This window comes from Providencia sp. JUb39, assembly GCF_012272845.1.
Taxonomy (GTDB): domain Bacteria; phylum Pseudomonadota; class Gammaproteobacteria; order Enterobacterales; family Enterobacteriaceae; genus Providencia; species Providencia lanzhouensis.
This window is the reverse complement of sequence record NZ_JAAWXD020000001.1, coordinates 2,292,495-2,312,131: the sequence shown is the minus strand read 5'-3', so window position 1 is coordinate 2,312,131 and position 19,637 is coordinate 2,292,495. Positions and strand designations below refer to the sequence as shown.

General features: G+C 42.4%; 19 protein-coding genes. 8 read left to right on the top strand and 11 right to left on the bottom strand.

Going from position 1 to position 19,637, the window contains the following annotated elements:
• The first annotated feature begins 97 nt into the window (after nucleotides 1-97).
• From HFU86_RS10640 to aes, 5 genes are all read left to right on the top strand, one after another.
• Nucleotides 98-991 carry a ChaN family lipoprotein gene (locus HFU86_RS10640; RefSeq protein ID WP_282551744.1) on the top strand — a complete coding sequence of 298 codons (894 nt, stop codon included), beginning with the start codon at nucleotides 98-100 and terminating at the stop codon, nucleotides 989-991.
• 166 nt (nucleotides 992-1,157) lie between these two features.
• Entirely contained in the window at nucleotides 1,158-1,931 is a 774-nt protein-coding gene (locus tag HFU86_RS10635; protein ID WP_320205277.1) for an energy transducer TonB, read from the top strand.
• Between the two features lie 42 nt (nucleotides 1,932-1,973).
• On the top strand, nucleotides 1,974-4,106 hold the full coding sequence (locus HFU86_RS10630; RefSeq protein ID WP_187129844.1) for a S9 family peptidase: 2,133 nt from the start codon (nucleotides 1,974-1,976) through the stop codon (nucleotides 4,104-4,106).
• 153 nt (nucleotides 4,107-4,259) lie between these two features.
• Complete coding sequence (locus HFU86_RS10625; RefSeq protein WP_187129242.1) at nucleotides 4,260-6,521, top strand: TonB-dependent receptor domain-containing protein; 2,262 nt, start codon at nucleotides 4,260-4,262, stop codon at nucleotides 6,519-6,521.
• A 163-nt stretch (nucleotides 6,522-6,684) separates the two neighbouring features.
• On the top strand, nucleotides 6,685-7,653 hold the full coding sequence (gene aes / locus HFU86_RS10620) for an acetyl esterase (RefSeq protein WP_132496048.1): 969 nt from the start codon (nucleotides 6,685-6,687) through the stop codon (nucleotides 7,651-7,653).
• Here aes and xseA read toward each other — a convergent pair.
• Nucleotides 7,642-9,009, bottom strand: coding sequence for an exodeoxyribonuclease VII large subunit (gene xseA, locus HFU86_RS10615; protein ID WP_132496047.1), 1,368 nt, complete (start codon nucleotides 9,007-9,009; stop codon nucleotides 7,642-7,644). The genes aes and xseA overlap by 12 nt on opposite strands.
• Before the next feature lie 170 nt (nucleotides 9,010-9,179).
• On the opposite strand from xseA, the gene guaB reads away from it, so the two are divergent.
• The 3 genes from guaB to HFU86_RS10600 all read left to right on the top strand — a co-directional run bounded on the left by guaB (nucleotide 9,180) and on the right by HFU86_RS10600 (nucleotide 13,784).
• Nucleotides 9,180-10,646 carry an IMP dehydrogenase gene (gene guaB / locus HFU86_RS10610; protein WP_036953269.1) on the top strand — a complete coding sequence of 489 codons (1,467 nt, stop codon included), beginning with the start codon at nucleotides 9,180-9,182 and terminating at the stop codon, nucleotides 10,644-10,646.
• 136 nt (nucleotides 10,647-10,782) lie between these two features.
• Nucleotides 10,783-12,360: a glutamine-hydrolyzing GMP synthase gene (gene guaA, locus HFU86_RS10605; protein ID WP_132496046.1), complete on the top strand. Its 1,578-nt coding sequence runs from the start codon at nucleotides 10,783-10,785 to the stop codon at nucleotides 12,358-12,360.
• Between the two features lie 218 nt (nucleotides 12,361-12,578).
• Entirely contained in the window at nucleotides 12,579-13,784 is a 1,206-nt protein-coding gene (locus tag HFU86_RS10600; protein WP_187129241.1) for a tyrosine-type recombinase/integrase, read from the top strand.
• Between the two features lie 5 nt (nucleotides 13,785-13,789).
• Here HFU86_RS10600 and HFU86_RS20145 read toward each other — a convergent pair whose 3' ends face one another.
• From HFU86_RS20145 to HFU86_RS10550, 10 genes are all read right to left on the bottom strand, one after another.
• Nucleotides 13,790-13,975 (bottom strand): hypothetical protein, encoded by a 186-nt coding sequence (locus tag HFU86_RS20145; protein WP_187129240.1) that lies wholly within the window; start codon nucleotides 13,973-13,975, stop codon nucleotides 13,790-13,792.
• Nucleotides 13,968-14,621, bottom strand: coding sequence for an MT-A70 family methyltransferase (locus HFU86_RS10590; protein WP_187129239.1), 654 nt, complete (start codon nucleotides 14,619-14,621; stop codon nucleotides 13,968-13,970). Before HFU86_RS10590 ends, HFU86_RS20145 begins: the two co-directional genes overlap by 8 nt.
• Nucleotides 14,622-14,803: 182 nt before the next feature.
• Complete coding sequence (locus HFU86_RS10585) at nucleotides 14,804-15,043, bottom strand: hypothetical protein (protein WP_187129238.1); 240 nt, start codon at nucleotides 15,041-15,043, stop codon at nucleotides 14,804-14,806.
• A gap of 13 nt (nucleotides 15,044-15,056) precedes the next feature.
• Nucleotides 15,057-15,368 carry a hypothetical protein gene (locus HFU86_RS10580; protein ID WP_187129237.1) on the bottom strand — a complete coding sequence of 104 codons (312 nt, stop codon included), beginning with the start codon at nucleotides 15,366-15,368 and terminating at the stop codon, nucleotides 15,057-15,059.
• A 2-nt stretch (nucleotides 15,369-15,370) separates the two neighbouring features.
• The gene (locus HFU86_RS10575) at nucleotides 15,371-16,084 is read right to left on the bottom strand and encodes a hypothetical protein (RefSeq protein ID WP_222717612.1); all 714 of its coding nucleotides are present in this window, start codon (nucleotides 16,082-16,084) and stop codon (nucleotides 15,371-15,373) included.
• 2 nt (nucleotides 16,085-16,086) lie between these two features.
• A complete protein-coding gene (locus tag HFU86_RS10570; RefSeq protein ID WP_187129236.1) occupies nucleotides 16,087-16,557 on the bottom strand; it encodes a hypothetical protein in 471 nt (156 codons plus the stop codon).
• A gap of 17 nt (nucleotides 16,558-16,574) precedes the next feature.
• On the bottom strand, nucleotides 16,575-17,339 hold the full coding sequence (locus HFU86_RS10565) for a hypothetical protein (protein WP_187129235.1): 765 nt from the start codon (nucleotides 17,337-17,339) through the stop codon (nucleotides 16,575-16,577).
• 53 nt (nucleotides 17,340-17,392) lie between these two features.
• Complete coding sequence (locus HFU86_RS10560) at nucleotides 17,393-18,190, bottom strand: DNA adenine methylase (protein ID WP_187129234.1); 798 nt, start codon at nucleotides 18,188-18,190, stop codon at nucleotides 17,393-17,395.
• An 11-nt stretch (nucleotides 18,191-18,201) separates the two neighbouring features.
• Complete coding sequence (locus HFU86_RS10555; protein ID WP_036953277.1) at nucleotides 18,202-18,486, bottom strand: hypothetical protein; 285 nt, start codon at nucleotides 18,484-18,486, stop codon at nucleotides 18,202-18,204.
• A gap of 37 nt (nucleotides 18,487-18,523) precedes the next feature.
• On the bottom strand, nucleotides 18,524-19,585 hold the full coding sequence (locus HFU86_RS10550) for a RecT family recombinase (protein WP_187129233.1): 1,062 nt from the start codon (nucleotides 19,583-19,585) through the stop codon (nucleotides 18,524-18,526).
• Nucleotides 19,586-19,637: the final 52 nt, after the last annotated feature.

Here is a 19,637-nt window from a genome sequence, read left to right as displayed (position 1 = left end):
AGACTTCCATTGTGGTTAATGGGAGTCTTTTTTATTTGAAAATGATTATCATTATCTGTATTTTGAATGGCTTCAAAGTCACTATATGGAAAAGATAATGATATCAGCACGTTCTTTGAATTATTTAACGAAAAAACCCTCATTGTTGAGTTTAGGGATGCTTTTCGTTTTGAGTTTCACACAGTTAGGATGTACCTCACAAACACCAAAACCCGCTCAGCAATTGGATCCCCAACTCACACAAGCTGGCAAAATCATTGATTTAGATTCGGGCAAATCCATCACTCCTCAGCAGTTAATTCAAGAGCTTGCAGCCTCTCCTCGTGTGATTGTTGGGGAGAAACACGACAATATTTACCATCATCAAATTGAGCAATGGGTCGCCCAGGAAATGCAGCAAATACGTCCTCAAGGTGCGGTGCTGTTGGAAATGCTCACCCCAGATCAACAGAGTCGAGTTAACAATGTCCAAAAACAGATGCAAGGGAACCCGTATATTCGAGATGAAAAACTGCAAGAAATTTTACATTGGAATAGTGGTTGGCCGTGGGCGCAATATGGGGAACTCGTGAAGTATTTACTGGCTCAGCCATCCCCAGTTTTAGCCGCGAATATTAATCGAGATGCTGTGCTGAAGGCTTATGACAATCCGCCTACGATCACAGGAACACATTCAACTCAGCCTGTTATTCAGGAACTGATCAGTGAAACCATTAAACGCTCACACAATGGTGAGTTGGATGATAAACAAGCGAAAAAGATGCTGGTGATCCAGCAACTAAGAGATAGGGCGATGGCTCAAGGATTATTAGATGCTCCGGCTCCCGCATTGTTATTTGCAGGTGGTTATCATGCAACGCGAGCGATTGGTGTGCCGTTACATATGCTCGATTTAGCACCAGATGAGCCATTGAAAGTATTGATTATTTCGGAGCAAGGCGAGGAAATCGATAACTTGCATGCGGATTATGTTTGGTACACGCCTAAATAATCAACAAAGACAAGCAATATGATGATTTAAAATCGTTAATTTTGTGAAGTAATCGTCACATTTATTTACAAATAATTTCCATTTGCATTCGTTATTAATTATCATTTGCAACTCTGTAAAAGCACGTAAGATGAATATGAGCACAATAACGTTTGAAAGTGGGTATGTGAGTAGAACTTCCAAAATGGGCGGCTGGCTGGTTTTAGCCGTGGCACTGCATATTGTCATTGTGGGTTTTTTTATCTGGGTAACACACAATGCGCGATGGGAAGAATCCCTGCCGCCGCCCTCGGTGGTGATGGAGTTATCTATCGAAGCACAAGCCAAACAATTAACGGAAGTGAACATTGGTCAAACTCAAGAGCTAGCAGTGGCGAGTGAATCCCATAAAGCACAAGCAGAGGACGCCATTATTCCCACACTGCCTGTTAATGAGCAAGCGGAAGTGCAACTCACGAAAACAACGGCGAAAAAACCAAAGCCTGAGTTGAAAAAGCAGAAACAAGAACAGCAGCAAGTGAAGAAGGTGCAAACCACAGATTCGAAAGCCAGCGATGCGCCAGTGACCAGCGATGCGGCGGCACTTGTCCAAAGCCAGCAAATTGCAGCGGAACTTAATAGCCAGTCAGAAGCCCTCGATAGCCTTCAAAAAGAGTGGGAAGCGATGGTGCTTGGAAAATTGAATAAATATAAACGTTACCCTGAAGATGCAGGAAGGCGTAATCGCGTAGGTAAACCCGTGGTGATGTTTACGGTAGATAGCCAAGGCTTTTTACTTGATAGCAGTCTAGCGAATTCATCAGGCACACGTTCTTTAGACAAAGAAGCGCAGCAGGTGTTATCTCGCGCGGCACCGTTACCCGTACCGCCAGCAGAAATACTTAAGAATGGACGGATAACAGTCAGGTTACCTATTGATTTTACTCTTAATGATAAATAGATTGGACTCACCATGCGTCATAAAACCATACATAATAAAACCATGCGTAATAGAATCACCACTTATTGCGTGGTCACACTACTTGGGTTATATGCAGCCAGCAGTGCTGCGGAGGACAAAATGCTAGCACCAATAGCGAAAAAACAGCCCCACACTATGTCTATTCATGGGGATCAGCGCGTTGATAACTATTATTGGTTAAGAGACGATAACCGTGAAGCTCCTGAGATCCTTGAATATCTGAATCAAGAAAATGCCTACACCACGCAACAGCTTGAATTGGGTGAGCCATTAAAACAGGAAATTTACGACGAATTATTATCTCGCGTAAAGCAAGATGATGAGTCTGTGCCATACAACTACAATGGCTATACATACCGTTCTCGCGTTGTCGCCGGTAAAAACTATTCCATTTATGAAAGACGCCCAATTAATAGTGATGGCGAATGGACAGTTTTGGTTGATGGTAACCAACGTGCGGAAGGCACTGAATATTACCGAATGGGGGCGCTAGCCATTTCTCCCGATAACACCACGATAGCGATCGCTGAAGACCGCCAAGGTCGTAATGATTATGCGGTTTCGTTCCGCAAAGTTGATGATGCAAAGTGGCAAGAAAATGTCCTAACTAACACCTCCGGCAATATTGTGTGGGCAAATGACAACCGCACACTGTTTTATGTTAACAAAGACAAACAAACACTATTGCCTTATCAAGTGGTTAAGCACCAATATGGAACAGCGCAATCCGCTGATAAATTGGTGTATGAAGAAAAAGATGATACTTACTTCGTCAGTTTAGCGAAATCCACCTCCAAAGATTATATTCTGATTGGGATCACCAGCACCGAAACCTCAGAATATCGTCTTTTGGATGCGAACCAACCTGAACGTGATGCGATAGTGCTACAACCTCGCAAAACAGGTATCGAATATTACCCTGATCATTTTAACGGCAAATTCTATATTCGCTCTAATCATCAGCATCCATTATTCGGGCTGTATATTGCGGATAATGCCACGGCACCATGGGTAAGCTTTATCGCACCTCGTGATGATGTCGACCTTGAAGATTTTGCGCTATTTAATAACTGGTTGGTGATTGAAGAGCGCCAAAACGGCTTAGTGAATATTCGACAAATTAGTTGGTTAACTCACAAAGAACATTCTGTCAGCTTTGATGATCCGGCTTATATGGCGTGGATTGGCAACAACCCAGAGCCAGATACTGATAAATTACGCTACGGCTACTCCTCCATGACAACACCATCCTCGGTGTATGAAATTAATATGCTGACTCAAGAGAAACAGCTATTAAAACAAGAGGAAGTGAAGGATTTCAATAAAGCGAATTATCAAAGTGAACGTATTTGGATCACTGCCCAAGATGGAGTGAAAGTACCGGTTTCGTTAGTTTATCGCAAAGATAGTTTCAAACAAGGTAAAAACCCACTTCTGGTTTACGGTTACGGTGCATATGGATATGGTATCGACCCGTCATTTAGTTCTTCTCGCTTATCACTGCTTGATCGCGGATTTGTATATGCTATTGCCCATATCCGTGGTGGTGGAGACTTAGGAAAGAATTGGTACATTCAGGGTAAAACCGTCCATAAAATGAATACCTTTACGGACTTCATTGATGCGACTAATGCCTTGCTGGCGCAAGGTTATGGGGAAAAAGGCCATGTCTACGCCATGGGTGGTAGCGCAGGTGGCTTACTGATGGGCGCTGTTGTCAATATGGCTCCTGATCTGTATGAAGGCGTGGTTTCTGCAGTGCCATTTGTTGATGTTGTCACGACCATGCTTGACCCTTCAATTCCACTGACTACAGGGGAATATGATGAGTGGGGTAATCCAGAGAATGAGGAAGATTACTGGCGCATTAAAGCCTATAGCCCATATGACAATATCAAAGCTCAACATTACCCGCATATTTTGGTCACTACGGGGCTACATGATTCCCAAGTACAATATTGGGAGCCTGCAAAATGGGTGGCAAAACTGCGTGATCTGAAACAAGGCAATTCTTTATTGTTATTAGAAACCAATATGAATGCCGGACACGGTGGAAAATCCGGCCGTTTTAATGCCTTAGATGATATTGCCAGAGAATATAGTTTTATTCTGATGTTAGAAAATAAAGCAAAATATTTTCCAGATTTAAAATAGCGTTACCCATAATAATTAGCCAAAAATAAGGCTATTAAGGATCAGTTGTATGGTTTATTAACACTGCAGCTGATCCTATTCGCAGACATTATTTTTATTCTGCGTTTGCAATGTGAGCGACTGTTTTATCAGTACGTTTACGGGAATGGTTTAATGAATAATAAAATAATAATCATGGTGGCTGGGACTATTTCCGCTGGCTTCCACGGCTTCGCTTTGTCTGAAAACACACAGCAGACAAATAAACAGAAAGATGATGTGGTTAATTTTAGCCAATTAAAAGTGTCGGGCGCGCAAAAACAAACGCCGTTAGTCAAAGCATTGGAAAAACCAGGCGCCTATAGCGCAGTCGGCACCGAAAATAAATTGCAATCCATGGATAAAATTATCCGTTCGATGCCCGGAACCTATACCCAAATGGATGCGAGCCAAGGCACCATCAATGTGAATATTCGCGGGCTGAGTGGTTTTGGGCGCGTGAATATGATGGTCGATGGCGTCACGCAAAGCTATTACGGTATATCGCCGAGTAAGTTCACCCACGGCATGCAGCCGAGTAATGACTTTGGCTCACTTATTGACCCTAACTTTATTGTGGAGGTTGAGGTAGAAAAGGGGCAATTGAATGGCAGCAACAGTGTTAACGCCTTAGCGGGAAGCGCAAACTTTCGAACCTTATCTATCGATGATGTAATTTTCAAAGATAATTTGTGGGGAGTACGTAGCAAAGGGAGCTGGGGTGATAATGGACTTGGCTATAACGGTATGGTTTCAGTTGCGGGAAAAACGTTATTAAATGAGGGTGATGGTTATTTTGGCGGCTTAATTGCGGTGAGTGGGCACAATATCCCAGGCAGTTATAAAAATGGTGATGGGTTTGATACCGATGAATTTGCAACGGATCCGACATTCAAACAAAAACCGCAATCTCAATTAACTAAATTAAAATATAAACCGAATGATAGCCATGAAGTCGAATTCAGCGGCCGATTTTTACAAAATAAATTAACCAGCCGTAAGATTAATAGCGAAGATTATTATCTTAAATATAAATACACGCCAATCAACGAATTGATTGATGTGGAAGTGCTGGCGAGCCATGGATTTAATACCCAAAAATTCCAAGGTGAGCCTATTGGCGGTGCATTAAAAGACGCCGAGTCAGAGAACAAATCTGACAGTATTAATATTTCCAATACCAGCCGTTTTTCTTATGGTGACACTGATTTTAAGTGGCAGGTTGGTTCGAAATTAATGAAGACCAAATACCAAAAAATCACAAAGCCAGTAGAAGATCCAAACACGATTACTTACAACCCATTCTCGCCGAGTGGTACACAAGATATTGCGAGCTTGTATACGCAATTTGAGGCGCAGTACGATATTTATACTGCTACATTCGACCTCAATTATTTAAATTATCGCGTTCAAGGGTATAAACCCGCTTGTGATGAAACCGAGAAATGCTTCCCTCAAGAAGCCAGTACGTTAAATTTACGAGAAAGTGGTATTAACCCAGGAGTGTTAGTATCGGCACAAATTATTCCTGAATTTCAGCCATTTGTGAGTTACGCGCATTCGATGCGTGCGCCAAATTCTCAAGAAGCCTTTTTCTCATCAAATGGCGGTCAGAGTATGAATCCGTTCCTAAAGGGGGAAAAATCAAAAACTTGGCAAATTGGTTTTAATAGCTTTAAGCCAGATTTAGTGGTGGAAGGAGACCAATTTAACCTAAAAGCGTTGTGGTTCCATACTCATATTAAAGACTACATTACCAGTAAATCCTTCATGTTATGCCGTGCAACCTCTCAAGAAGAATTTGATTGGTGCTTAATTAACGATGATGTGTGGGATAAAGAAAATCCAGATATTTTTCAACGTGCTGATATGTATGTGAACGACCCTCGAGATGTTAATTTGCGCGGTTATGAGTTGCAAGCTAACTACGATGCTGGCGTGTTTTACTCCATGGTTTCTTACACCAAAGAGTCTGGCAAACAACCAGTATCAATCAACAGTACATCGGTATTTAGTGCAGGGGACTTTACCCAATTACCTGAATATTATGTGACTTTAGATTCGGGTGTTCGCCTGTTTGATGAAAAACTGACCGTAGGCTCGACAGTAACATGGACGGGACCATCTAAACGTATCAGCCCAATTCCTGACGGTGACATGAACGGGGATGCAATGACGGAAAAGTATGAAAAACAGCCAACTATCGTTGATCTGTACGCAGACTATGAAATCAATAAACATTTCAAATTAATGATGGCGATTAATAACCTCACTAATGAAAACTACACCGACGTGCTAAACCGTGCGAACTCTGGCGCAGTGATGGAAGAACGTGGCAGAAACAATGAAACGGGAAGAGGGCGCAGTTACATGATTGGCGGTCAAGTGCGTTTCTAATCAAGGGATAATTAACGGAAAGCGTTTAGTATTATTTTTAGCTTTACTGACTAAGGAAGATTGATAGGCTTATTATCTAAACGCTTTTCAATATTGGATACTCGACTCTCAGTTTATCCCTTTGGATTCATTACAATCAACCAATAAAAGTATGGAGATTGCAATGAAAACTACCAATAAAATCAATGTGCTTGATTTAATTTCGCCAGAGATGCAAAAAGTTATTCAATATTATGAACAACAGAGACCAGCTGAGCCAACTGATGGAAGCTATGAAGCTCAGCGTATTGCTTATAATGAAGATCGCCGTTATTGGAACGCCAACGCACCTGAACTTTTTCGTGTTGAAAACATGACGGTTAAAACCGTTAAAGGTGACGTTGTCACGAGAATTTATCACCCTATTGAACATACACCTGCCACACTGTTTTATCTACACGGTGGCGGGTTTATCCTCGGCAATCTTGATACTCATGACCGAATTATGCGTTTATTAGCGTTGTATTCTGGCTGTACGGTCATCGGTATTGATTATTCACTTTCCCCTGAAGCACGTTATCCTCAAGCGATTGAAGAAGCGGCAGCGGTATGCCAGTTTTATTATCAACATGCTGAAAAATATGCGCTAAATATGCATCACATTGGATTTGCGGGGGATTCTGCTGGCGCGATGTTATCCCTTGCTACCGTGTTATGGTTGCGAGATAAACGAATCTACTGCGGTGATATCTGCGCAGTTTTACTGTGGTATGGGTTATATGGTTTACAAGATTCCGGCAGCCGCCGTTTATATGGTGGTGAATGGGATGGGCTAAGACGAGAAGAACTCCAAGAGTATGACAATGCTTACTTAGGCGAACAAGGAAGTCGTGAAGAACCTTACTATTGCTTGTTCAATAACGATCTTACGCGAGATGTTCCACCTTGTTTTATTGCAAGTGCGGAATATGACCCGTTACTTGATGATAGCGCAACATTATTTCAAACACTCCAATCACATAAAATACCTTGTGAATATAAAATGTATCCAGGAGTACTGCATGCCTTTTTGCATTATTCGCGCCTTATGCCAACGGCAGATAGCGCCATTCGAGATGGCGCGGAATATTTTAAAAAAAGGTTATTTGGGTGATTTTTTTGCTCGAACCTTCTGAATATTGGTAACTTGGCTTTCAACCCATCCATCATTTAAGCGAGTTTTGAGCTGTTGACCTAATTTCACTTGGCTGGTTTTTTTCAATACCGCGCCATCCGAGGTTTCACTGATACTGAAACCTCGGGCGAGGGTAGCAAGAGGGCTGACAGCCTCCATTTTTGAGCAGGCAACAGCAAAACGCTGGCGGTAGTTATTCACTAACTGGGTCAGCATATTCTGCAAATGATACTGAGTTTGCTGCAATTGGCGCTGTTGGCGTTGCAATTGAGGGCGCAGATCATTTTGCATCAAACGGCGTTGGTTTTTATCGAAGGTAAAGGTAGCGGATTGTAGCTGACGGCTGATGGAATTGGTCAGTTTTTGGCGTAAGACTGAAAGCTGATTTTGTTGCCGAGCAAGGCGTAATTGTGGGTGTTGCTGCTGTAAACGGTGCTGAAGACGTGCGAAACGTTGCTGCTGAGCCGCCAAATAATAATCCATCGCCATTTCTAGGTGCTGTTGCCCTGATTTCAATTGGCGAAGCATTTCGGTTTGATTGCGACTGACAAGCTCTGCGGCTGCAGATGGCGTAGGTGCGCGTACGTCGGCAACATAATCGGCGATGGTCACATCCGTTTCATGCCCAACAGCGCTTATGATTGGTAATCGGCTAGCAAAAATAGCGCGTGCTACGACCTCTTCGTTGAATGCCCATAAATCTTCCAGTGACCCGCCTCCACGTCCCACAATGAGCACGTCGCATTCATTGCGCAGGTTTGCCAGCTCGATGGCTCTGGCGATTTGTGCTGGTGCTAAATCCCCTTGAACTGCCGTCGGGTAGATCACTACGGGTAGGGATGGATCACGGCGATGCAGGATATTTAAAATGTCATGCAGGGCAGCACCGGTTGCAGAGGTAATAATCCCCACACGTTTTGCTGGAGATGGTAAGGCCTGCTTGTGAATAACATCAAATAGCCCTTGGGCATTGAGGGTTTGTTTGAGTAGCTCAAAGCGCTGTTGCAATAAACCTTCACCTGCGGGCTGCATGCTTTCGATGATTAGCTGATAGTCTCCACGCGGCTCATACAGTGTGACAGTGGCACGGACTAACACCTGTTGCCCATTTTGCGGACGGAAAGTGACGCGAGTATTTTGTCCACGGAACATCGCCGCGCGAACTTGGGCACGATCATCTTTGAGTGTCAGGTACCAATGCCCCGAACTTGGTTGCGAAAAATTGGAAATTTCGGCTGTTAACCAAATTCGTCCCATTTGGCTATCAAGAAGTTCTCTTACCGTTTGGTTGAGCTTGCTGACTGAGTAAATTGCGCTATTTTGTTGAGTCGACATGTGAGCTAGATCAAATTTTAAAACAATGACTTAATTGACTGATACTAACGTAGCCGACGGACTTATCAAGTTTTTTTTGAAAAAAGTGCTGGAAGCAACCGATTACGGTGTGTATAATGCCGCGGCAATATTTTATACCTTTCATAACGCTGCCTGGTGGGATATTGCCTATGTTACGCATTAAAAAAGAAGCACTAACTTTCGACGATGTTTTACTCGTCCCTGCACACTCAACTGTACTGCCAAACACGGCAGATCTGTCCACTCAACTGACCGCAAAAATCCGCCTGAACATTCCTATGCTCTCCGCAGCGATGGATACTGTCACCGAATCTGATCTGGCTATCGCACTGGCTCAAGAAGGTGGTATTGGATTTATCCATAAAAACATGTCCATTGAGCGCCAAGCTGAAGAAGTCCGTCGTGTGAAAAAACATGAAAGCGGCGTCGTGACTGATCCTGTCACTGTTACCCCAGAAACCACAATTCGTGAAGTACAAGAAATGGCTGAGCGTAATGGTTTCGCGGGTTATCCTGTGGTTTCTAAAGATAATTCTTTAGTGGGTATTATTACAGGTCGTGACGTACGTTTCGTGACGGATTTAGACCAACCAGTAACTGCGGTGATGACGCCAAAAGAGCGTTTAGTCACCGTGAAAGAAGGCGAAGCACGCGAAGTCGTTTTACAAAAAATGCATGAGCAACGTGTTGAAAAAGCCTTAGTTATCGATGATAACTTCCATCTGTTAGGTATGATCACCGTTAAAGATTTCCAAAAAGCAGAACGTAAACCAAACGCATGTAAAGACGAGCAAGGTCGTCTGCGTGTGGGTGCGGCTGTTGGTGCCGGCGCAGGTAACGAAGAACGTGTTGATGCACTGGTTGCAGCAGGCGTTGACGTTCTGCTCATTGACTCATCACACGGTCATTCTGAAGGGGTTTTACAGCGTATTCGTGAAACTCGCCAAAAATACCCTGATTTGCAAATCATTGGTGGTAACGTTGCAACAGCGGAAGGCGCGAAAGCGTTAGCAGACGCTGGCGTTAGCGCAGTGAAAGTGGGGATCGGCCCAGGTTCAATTTGTACGACTCGTATCGTCACTGGTGTGGGTGTACCTCAAATCACGGCAATTGCTGAAGCCGCGGGTGCATTAGAAGGCACTGGCATTCCTGTTATTGCAGATGGTGGTATCCGCTTCTCTGGCGATATATCTAAAGCTATCGCGGCAGGTGCAGCGTGTGTGATGGTTGGCTCCATGTTTGCAGGTACCGAAGAATCTCCGGGTGAAACTATCCTGTTCCAAGGTCGTACCTATAAAGCATACCGCGGCATGGGTTCTCTGGGGGCAATGTCTAAAGGTTCTTCAGACCGTTATTTCCAATCTGATAACGCAGCAGATAAACTGGTGCCTGAAGGTATCGAAGGTCGCGTGGCTTACAAAGGTCGCTTAAAAGAGATCATTCACCAACAAATGGGTGGCTTACGCTCATGTATGGGTCTGACAGGCTGCGGTACTATCGATATGCTGAGAACGAAAGCTGAATTCGTGCGTATCAGTGGAGCAGGTATTCAAGAAAGCCACGTTCATGATGTGACTATCACTAAAGAGTCTCCTAACTATCGCTTAGGGCAGTAATTATTGTTTAGGATAATAACGCCATTTCGGGGTGCTATTATCTTTTAAAACAGTAATCAAAAAGTTTCAGGGTGGCGCCCATATTGATGGCGTCACCACCTTTTATTTTGACTTGAATTGCTGGAATTCTCCTCAAATGACTACAAATATCCATAAGCATCGCATTCTTATTCTTGATTTCGGCTCTCAGTATACTCAGCTGATTGCGCGTCGTATCCGTGAAATTGGCGTCTACTGTGAACTGTGGGCGTGGGATGTAACCGAAGAGCAAATCAGAGAATTTAATCCTAACGGGATTATCTTGTCTGGTGGCCCAGAAAGCACAACAGAAGCTGATAGTCCACGTGCACCAGAGTATGTATTTAATGCGGGCGTCCCTGTTTTAGGTATCTGCTACGGCATGCAAACTATGTCCATGCAATTAGGTGGCGCGGTTGAAGTGTCTGGCGAACGTGAGTTTGGTTATGCGAACGTTGAAATTCTGGAAGATTGCGACCTGTTCCGCGGCATCCAAGATGCGCTGAACGAAGATGGCAAGCCAGTTTTAGATGTATGGATGAGCCATGGCGACAAAGTGACCTCTATCCCGTCTAGCTTCAAAACGATTGCAAGCACGCCAAGCTGCCCATATGCCATCATGGCTGACGTTGAGAAACGTTTCTACGGTGTTCAGTTCCACCCAGAAGTGACTCACACTCATCAAGGTTTAAATATTTTAAAACGTTTCGTATTGGATCTGTGCCAATGTGAAGCGCTGTGGACATCAGCCGCAATTATCGAAGATACCGTTGCTCGCCTGAAAGAACAAATCGGTGATGACCATGTTCTGCTAGCACTGTCTGGCGGTGTGGATTCTTCTGTCACTGCGCTATTATTAAACCGTGCGATTGGTAAGCGCCTGACCTGCGTATTCGTAGATAACGGTTTATTGCGTTTAAATGAAGCTGACCAAGTCATGGAAATGTTCCAAGGTAAATTTGACCTGAACATCATCCACGCGAAAGCAGAAGACCGCTTTATGAACGCACTGGCAGGTATTTCAGATCCAGAAGCTAAGCGTAAGAAAATTGGTCACGTATTTATCGAAGTGTTCGATGAAGAGTCGTCTAAGCTGCCAAATATCAAATGGTTGGCTCAAGGAACGATTTACCCAGATATTATCGAGTCTGCGGCATCAGCAACAGGTAAAGCGCACGTTATTAAATCTCACCATAACGTCGGTGGCTTACCGGAAGATATGAAGCTGGGTCTGGTTGAACCTCTGAAAGAGCTGTTCAAAGATGAAGTGCGTAAGATTGGTCTGGAGTTAGGCCTGCCATACGATATGCTGTATCGTCATCCATTCCCAGGCCCAGGTTTAGGTGTTCGTGTTCTGGGCGAAGTGAAGAAAGAGTATTGTGATCTGCTACGTCGCGCAGATGCTATCTTTATCGAAGAGCTGCACAAAGCGGATCTGTACAATAAAGTTAGCCAAGCATTCACCGTATTCTTACCAGTGCGCTCTGTTGGCGTAATGGGTGATGGTCGTAAGTATGACTGGGTTGTTTCTCTGCGTGCAGTTGAAACCATCGACTTTATGACTGCTCACTGGGCTCACTTGCCATATGACTTCTTAGGTCGCGTGTCTAATCGCATTATCAATGAAGTAAATGGCATTTCCCGCGTAGTTTATGACATCAGCGGCAAGCCACCAGCGACCATTGAGTGGGAATGATTTAGCTATAATCGATAGCGATTTTTAGAAATCATTAATACTAAAGGCATCAGTTACTTACTGGTGCCTTTTTGTTTTTAGTGATCGATAGCGATTGACAATTGCAGGTAATTTTGACGGTATATATGACGGTATCAGAAATTAAAACGACTAAATCTATAACTTAATACCGTCACAAAAAATACAGAATAGACGGTATCGTGCAAAGGAATACCGACGTGTTAACCGACAAAAAATTAAAGAGCTTAAAGCCAGAAGATAAGCTGTATAAGGTGACTGATCGTGATGGTCTATATGTTGCCGTATCAAAAACAGGAACAATTTCATTTAGATATGATTACCGCTTTAACGGGCGTAGAGAAACTATAACGTTTGGACGCTACAGTGATGACGGTATTACTCTTGCAGAGGCAAGGGAAATGCTGATTGAAGCCAAAAAGATGCTAAATGCTGGTATATCACCGGCTTCACAAAAGCGAGACGGTATTGATAGTCGAAAATCAGGAACGGTATTGCAAGACTATACCGTCAAATATTTAGAAGATACCCGATTTGCTAACAGCACCAGGGCGATGAAAGAAGCCATTGTACGCAAGGAAATATACCCAACGCTGGGGAAATTACAGCTAGAAGAGATAACCACTCAAAAGGTTAGGGCGCTGTGTGAAAAGATAAAGGATCGCGGTGCAAGGGCGACTGCTTTACAGGTCCGCGAAATTATTGGTTCTGTTTTTAATTATGTTATTGATCGTGGGTATGAAATAAAAAACCCGGTCGATAGTATTAAAGCCTCATCCATCGCCACGTTTGAAGCTCGTGAACGTTCGTTATCACCAAAAGAAATCGGGATATTTTTTAATGAACTAGAAAATTACAGTTGTTACCCGACTCTAAAATTAGGGGTTAAGTTTGTTCTCTTTACTCTTGTAAGAAAGAGTGAGTTCATTAAAGCAAAATGGGATGAGATTAACTTTGAAACAAAAGAATGGACAATTCCCAAAGAGAGGATGAAAAAAAGGAGGGCGCACGTCATTTATTTATCCGATCAGGCAATGGATATTTTAATAGGGTTAAAAACATGTGCGATGGGTAGTGAATATTTAATACCTGGGAGACATGACATTAATAAGCATTTATCAAATGCTGCATTGAATAATGTCATTACAGGCGTAGTAAAAAAAATAAACAAAAAAGGTATTGAATTTGAGCACGTCACAGTACATGACATGCGAAGAACAGCCAGCACATTGTTACATGAAGCTGGCTTTAATTCTGATTGGATAGAGAAGTGTTTAGCCCATGAGCAAAAGGGCGTCCGTGCTGTTTATAACAAAGCGGAATACGCAGAACAGAGGCGTGATTTATTGCAGCAATGGGCTAATATGATTGATGAATGGACAGGAAAAGAGAAGGGTAAAATTTAAGAGGTTTATTTTTCTGGTCCTAAAATTTTTGTGGCCAGTAGTGTTGATAGCATAGATGCACCAACCACCAGCCAAAATACGGAATAAAAAAGCCGCTCTATAATTACTGGGCGGCTATCATTTTCGGCACCAATCGCAGAGAAGATATATCCTGCAATCCATGCGTACGCTATCAAAATGAATTCAATCAATGATGGTCTCCTTAGGTTTAAATTGTGGGCAGGTAAGTTCAATGCTGTTATTCGGGCATTCATTGCCCCAAGCATCCCAACCTTGTGACATGTCACGCGCAAATAACTCTATGCGATTAACATCACCGTATAACTGCTCAAGCCTATTTTTGACCTCCCACGGCTTTTGACTATGCTCACCTAAACAGCTAAATACGATTTGCTTAACGCTGGCGCTCATACGCTCTAAGCCATTGCCACGAGTTGCGATTAACACGTCCTCGCTATTGGCTCTGGTGTAGTTGCCGCCATTCATTTTGGTTTCAGTATTGAGCAGATCTAGCATGTCATGAAAATCAAACAGAGTGCCATTTTGTAGGGCTTTATCGAAACGCTCATGAGCTAGTGAATTGAACTTAACCCACGTGAATGCTTTTGATGTGCGTACGGTGAAGCCCCACGCTTTGGCCAGCTCAAATGCTTCTTTCACAAAGTTTCCTGTATACCACATGGCAAGGACTGAATTTTCGGAGGCGATAGTGTGAACGGGGAGGTGTTTTAAATCGAATAGGCTGGTGGTTTGGTAGTGATTGTTTGCGGCACCGTTGGAAACTTTATTGCTGTATTGCCAAGGGGGATCGCAATAAATAAGGTCATATTTTTTCATAATCACCTACACTAAGTTGATTATCTTTCTAAAATAGAATGCAACTTTCAAAGCAAAAATATCAAACTTATTTTTGTTGTTTAATGCAACTCTATAATATTCGCATTTCTCACAAGAGCATTCATAATAAAATAACTCTTCTTTGTTGAGTTTCTTATTACACCATACACAACGAGTTTTATTCATTTGTATAATCCAGTTTCTTTAGCTGCTTTTTCAACATCACTGTGAAATACAGCTAATCGGTTAATTAAATCCTCAGTTTCTTCAGTGGCGTTAATTACCTCCTTCCATAATGCGGTACATCTTATTTGAAGTAACCCTCCTATTTCAGCGTTACGCAATCTAATCATTCCAGTATCTTGCGCATCCCAATTCAAGCGAGTAAATAATGAATTAAGTATTTTCTGCTTATCTTCCATTACTCCACCCTATTTATGATAAGTATTTAATTAAAGCTTCTCGAATAGTATCTAATCGAGAATCAAATCGTTTGTAAGCAATACTTTTTGCACCTAACGGCTTTGTCGATAAATTACTAATTAAATACCCATTGTTATTTCTTATAATGAAGTCAATTAATGAACCTGACATGGATGACCAGTAACAAGTCCAAGCCTCACCCCATTCAGTTATAGTTAATCGACCACGGCCTTGGTTATCATCTTCCAAATAAACTCTAATCGGGTCGTGTTTCTCCACATCAGTTATTTCAAGTTTAGTGACTTGAGATTGTTCTATTTTCATAATCACACTCGCTTAAATTCAATAACCCATACCCACGGGTTTTTATAAAAACTATCTACGCCATATATTGATTGCCATAAGGCGCAGAATGCTGCTTTTGCGGTTTGATATGGCTGATTACTATCGGGCAGGTAAAACCCTTTCTGCCAATTATCTTCATTTCCATAACGACCAGCGGTAATCCCCTCAGTTAATGCATCTTCCTCGCTTATATCTTGTAGATGTTCCACTCGAACATCAGTAATTTCTAGTGTGATACGTGAAGCCCAGCGCGGCATGTGAATAGATGGAGTCCACGCCCCCTCAAATTTGTGATTGTCGGTATGAGGTTTCCAATCAGCAGCATCAGGGATTGACCATAAACCATAATCCCCGTCTTTTTGCTCACAAGAGGCTCTATAAATTCTGGCTGCTTGCTCTTCGTTAGCTTTCAGAATATTGCCATCCCAATCGACACAAACACCGTCTTCATTACCGAGTAATGCAAAAGTTTCACGAACCCAAAGGCGATCGCCAACTCGCCCGTACTCATAATTAATTGCACTTAGCGGCTTTTCAGCACCAATCATTGACCAGTGAAAGAAACCATCATCACAAAGCTTTATTTCTTGGCTAGGGTGTCTCTGGTGTTTAACTATTCTACGAGTTTGAGTTTTACGGCCATCAAGGATGGCGCGTATCATTTCTGAGTTAAAAATAATTCCGCGCTCTTTCATGTTTAATCCTTTGATTTGGTGTATGCTGATTTCATTTCTTGATAAAGCTTGCCGCTATTACGAGCCTTATAGAGTTCTTTCCATTTATCCCAGTTATCCACTACAGCAGCCCATTGTGGTGAACATGCTTTCATTTTATGTAATTCACTTTCTAGTTCAGGCACCGCTTCCAGTAATCGAATACAGCGACCAAAATCAGACGGATCCCAAGGATAGTTATGAGAAACACTAAACTGACCTGAAAGAATAGAAGCCATGTATTTTGAACTAGCCCCAGTATCATCACTGGCCAACCAAGCAGTAAGGCCCATGCCACTGGATGCTTTAACAATAGGTCTTCTGAATTCATCACAAATCAAATTAGCAGCATCAATAATGGCATTCATATAACGAGGTTCGGCAGGGATGCCGGGTATTTGTTTTTCTATTTCAGTAGATATAGCGGAAACTAATCCAATTTGGTTAAGTTGCATAATTAACACCCTCGTTATTAATAATCATTGCAGTAGCAAATATCTTCTGGTGACTCATCCCAAACTAATAAGCTGCCGCCGTAATAGAGGTTTAAAATTAACTTATCGAAAGTGGAGTATGGGGTTAATATGCTTTTGCCTAGGATCTTACCTCCAACCTTGCCACCAAATAATTCATATACCTGATGATCGTCATGTATAAGTAATTCGCTTTTATAATCACCCGCCCGAACACTACTTAGAAAGAATCTATAATCACATTCACTTTCTCTTATAGAACTATATGAGGAGCTATTTTCCGCTGGATGTAAGCTAACGAAAATGGAACTATCATGCTCATCATCAACGAACACTGTTGGGGTATCCCAGCCATTTTCCATAGCATCGTTAGCGTTGTCTTTGATAAACGCCTCCCATAAATCAGAAGCCTTAATGTATTTAGGGCATTCTTCCTCACTAACAAAATCTTTTACTAAAGCGGCAACCTTTTCCTGTAAATCGGTTTCGATTCCTGAGTTTTCCCAAGAGTTGCGCATTTTTTCAGTAACCAACGTGTTGTATTTTTTCAAATCAACTATATCTTCTATGCTGGTGGGTAGGGCGTTTTCCATTGCTTCTTTAAATGCTTTACCAAAATCGCTATAGGAACGAAAGGCATCATCAACAACACTGGTAAATAATTTAGTAATGCCTTTATCAATAATTTCTACAGCCTGTTCGCTATTTGCAAATTCAACACAACGCTGAGTTAATAATTCACTTAATGTTAGTTCTTTCGACATAATTAATACTCCACACAAAATTTGGATAATTGGTTAAATCGCATATGGAAGGGTTAGTAATTCATCCACAGGCATTCTGTTCTGGTTCCAGTGCCACGACCTGCAGAAATACGGGATTCTTTTGTTACCTTTCGCCAACTTAATAATTCATCGTTATACAACTCTGATTCATAGCCACTGATAGCCACCATGCCAGATACTGATTTAAGTACTTGCAGTAATTCATGGTGTTGGTCGGTGGTAAGTTCAAAATTGTAATAACGATTTCGCATTACTCTGGTGGATGGAACGTAGGGGGGATCTACATAAAACAAGGTATCAGAGCTATCATGCTGTTTGATTAGTTCAGTTGCCGGTTTGTTCTCTATGATCACACCTTGCAACCGACTGCATACAGCAGCTAGATTTTGAGGGTATTTAGCCCAAAGATGTGAAGCGGTAGCGTACTTGCGCTTACTATCAGAGCGGAAACCTGATGTGCCACCTGATGAAGCTGCGGAACCAAAACCCATACATGCACGAACAACCATTCGCCTAGCTCGTTCAATAGGATCATTGATATTAATTCTGGCCAGTTCGAATTCATCACGTGAATATGGCGTTAGGTAACATGCATGTTGTAGCTGCTCATTCATTTCTTTATCACGCAACACCTGAAATAAATTAACTACCTCACTATCTAAATCGTTATACACCTCAGCGTAGCTAGGTTCTTTTTGCATTAGAACACCAGCAGCTCCCCCAAATGGTTCAACATAGCAACGGTGATCAGGAAAGTTACTAATCACCCATTTAGCTAAGCGAAACTTGCTACCGTGATAGCGTATAACTGGATGTTTAATTACTGACATAATTAATCCGGTTAATTAGAAGCATGATCAGATGCTTTGGAGTGATTGGGGTTGTTTTTGTTAACGAAAGCCATATCAATATCTTCTTTCGCTGCTTCGGGGTTATTCCAGCAGCTAGTGATATAGGCGTTAACTTCATCACGACGATAAACATATGAGCGTTCAGATAGATAAACTTTCACAAGAATTTTTTCTTTGTGCAGTTTATTCAAGATTGAGTTACCGACGCCCGTTTTAGCTTTAACTTCTTCCGGGGTGCAAATATCGTCTAATGTTTTTAATGCTTCTAAATTCATAGTAACTCCAATGGCGGGATAAACCCGCCGTCAGCCATTATTGATATTCGTCTTTCATGTCATTCAGCGTGATACTGAACGCATTGAATAACTCATCGCCAAGCTTACGTTTATTGGCGTTAAGGAATTGAAAAACCTTTTCGAAAGCTGCTTTAGCTTCCGGTGATCCACCTGCAGGCAGGCTATTAATTTGTGCTTCAAGGTTGTTGTTTGCATCGATGCGGTGATAAGCCTGAACAGCCTTATTCTTCAACTCAGTGAACAACGCGGTGCCAAGTGATGATTTAAGCTCGTCGATTTGTAGACGAATTTCTTTAACTTCATCCAGGGTTGAAGCATCGGTGATCGATTGGCGCAGTAATTCATGGTTAAAGCCATCATCAACAATTTCACCTGTGACTACATTGTTGTCGTCGCTGGTGGCTTCGTGATGTTGCTCAGGCTCATTTTGCTGAGTAATTTCATTGAGGCTTACGCGCTCTTTTTGTGGTGTAACATCTTTGATGGTTCGCTCTTCAAGTTCATCTGGCGTATAAACCCCCATGATCACTTCTGGGCAATACAGGCGGGACCAGTATTTAACAGCTAGGTAAGCAATTTGTTGCTTAGGCATGGTTTTCCATAGCGGTGAGTTACGTGTTTGCACATCGGCTAAGTAAACCGGTTCACCGTATGTAATTTCTGTTTCACCTCGGAGAACTGCACCAACACGAATGAATAAGCCAGATTCATCACGATTTTCTTTTACGCCGACAATCTTTTCCCAATCCCCGCCGTATTCGTAATGGAAACGACCTGTAACAACGTTTGAACTGGTGATCACCGCGTTGACCAGCTGAGCTTCATAACCTAGCGTGCCGTTAATTAAATGCGTTTTTTGGCCTACTACAAATGGATCCATTCCCCAGCGAGACGCTTGCATTGTGATAGCCAAGCAATCAGCTGGCTTACCCTGTAAATGTTTAGGCACTGTCGCGGTACCAGATGCCATTAAATCAGCAATACGGATAACACAATTCATTGCTTCAGCATTAAAAAGAAGTGACATGTTATTCATGACACCAGTTTGTTGTTGGTTGCTTAAAGCGACTTCTGACATGATGATTTCCTTTAAATTGATAAGCGCCACGCAGTAAGCAGGGCGCTAGCAT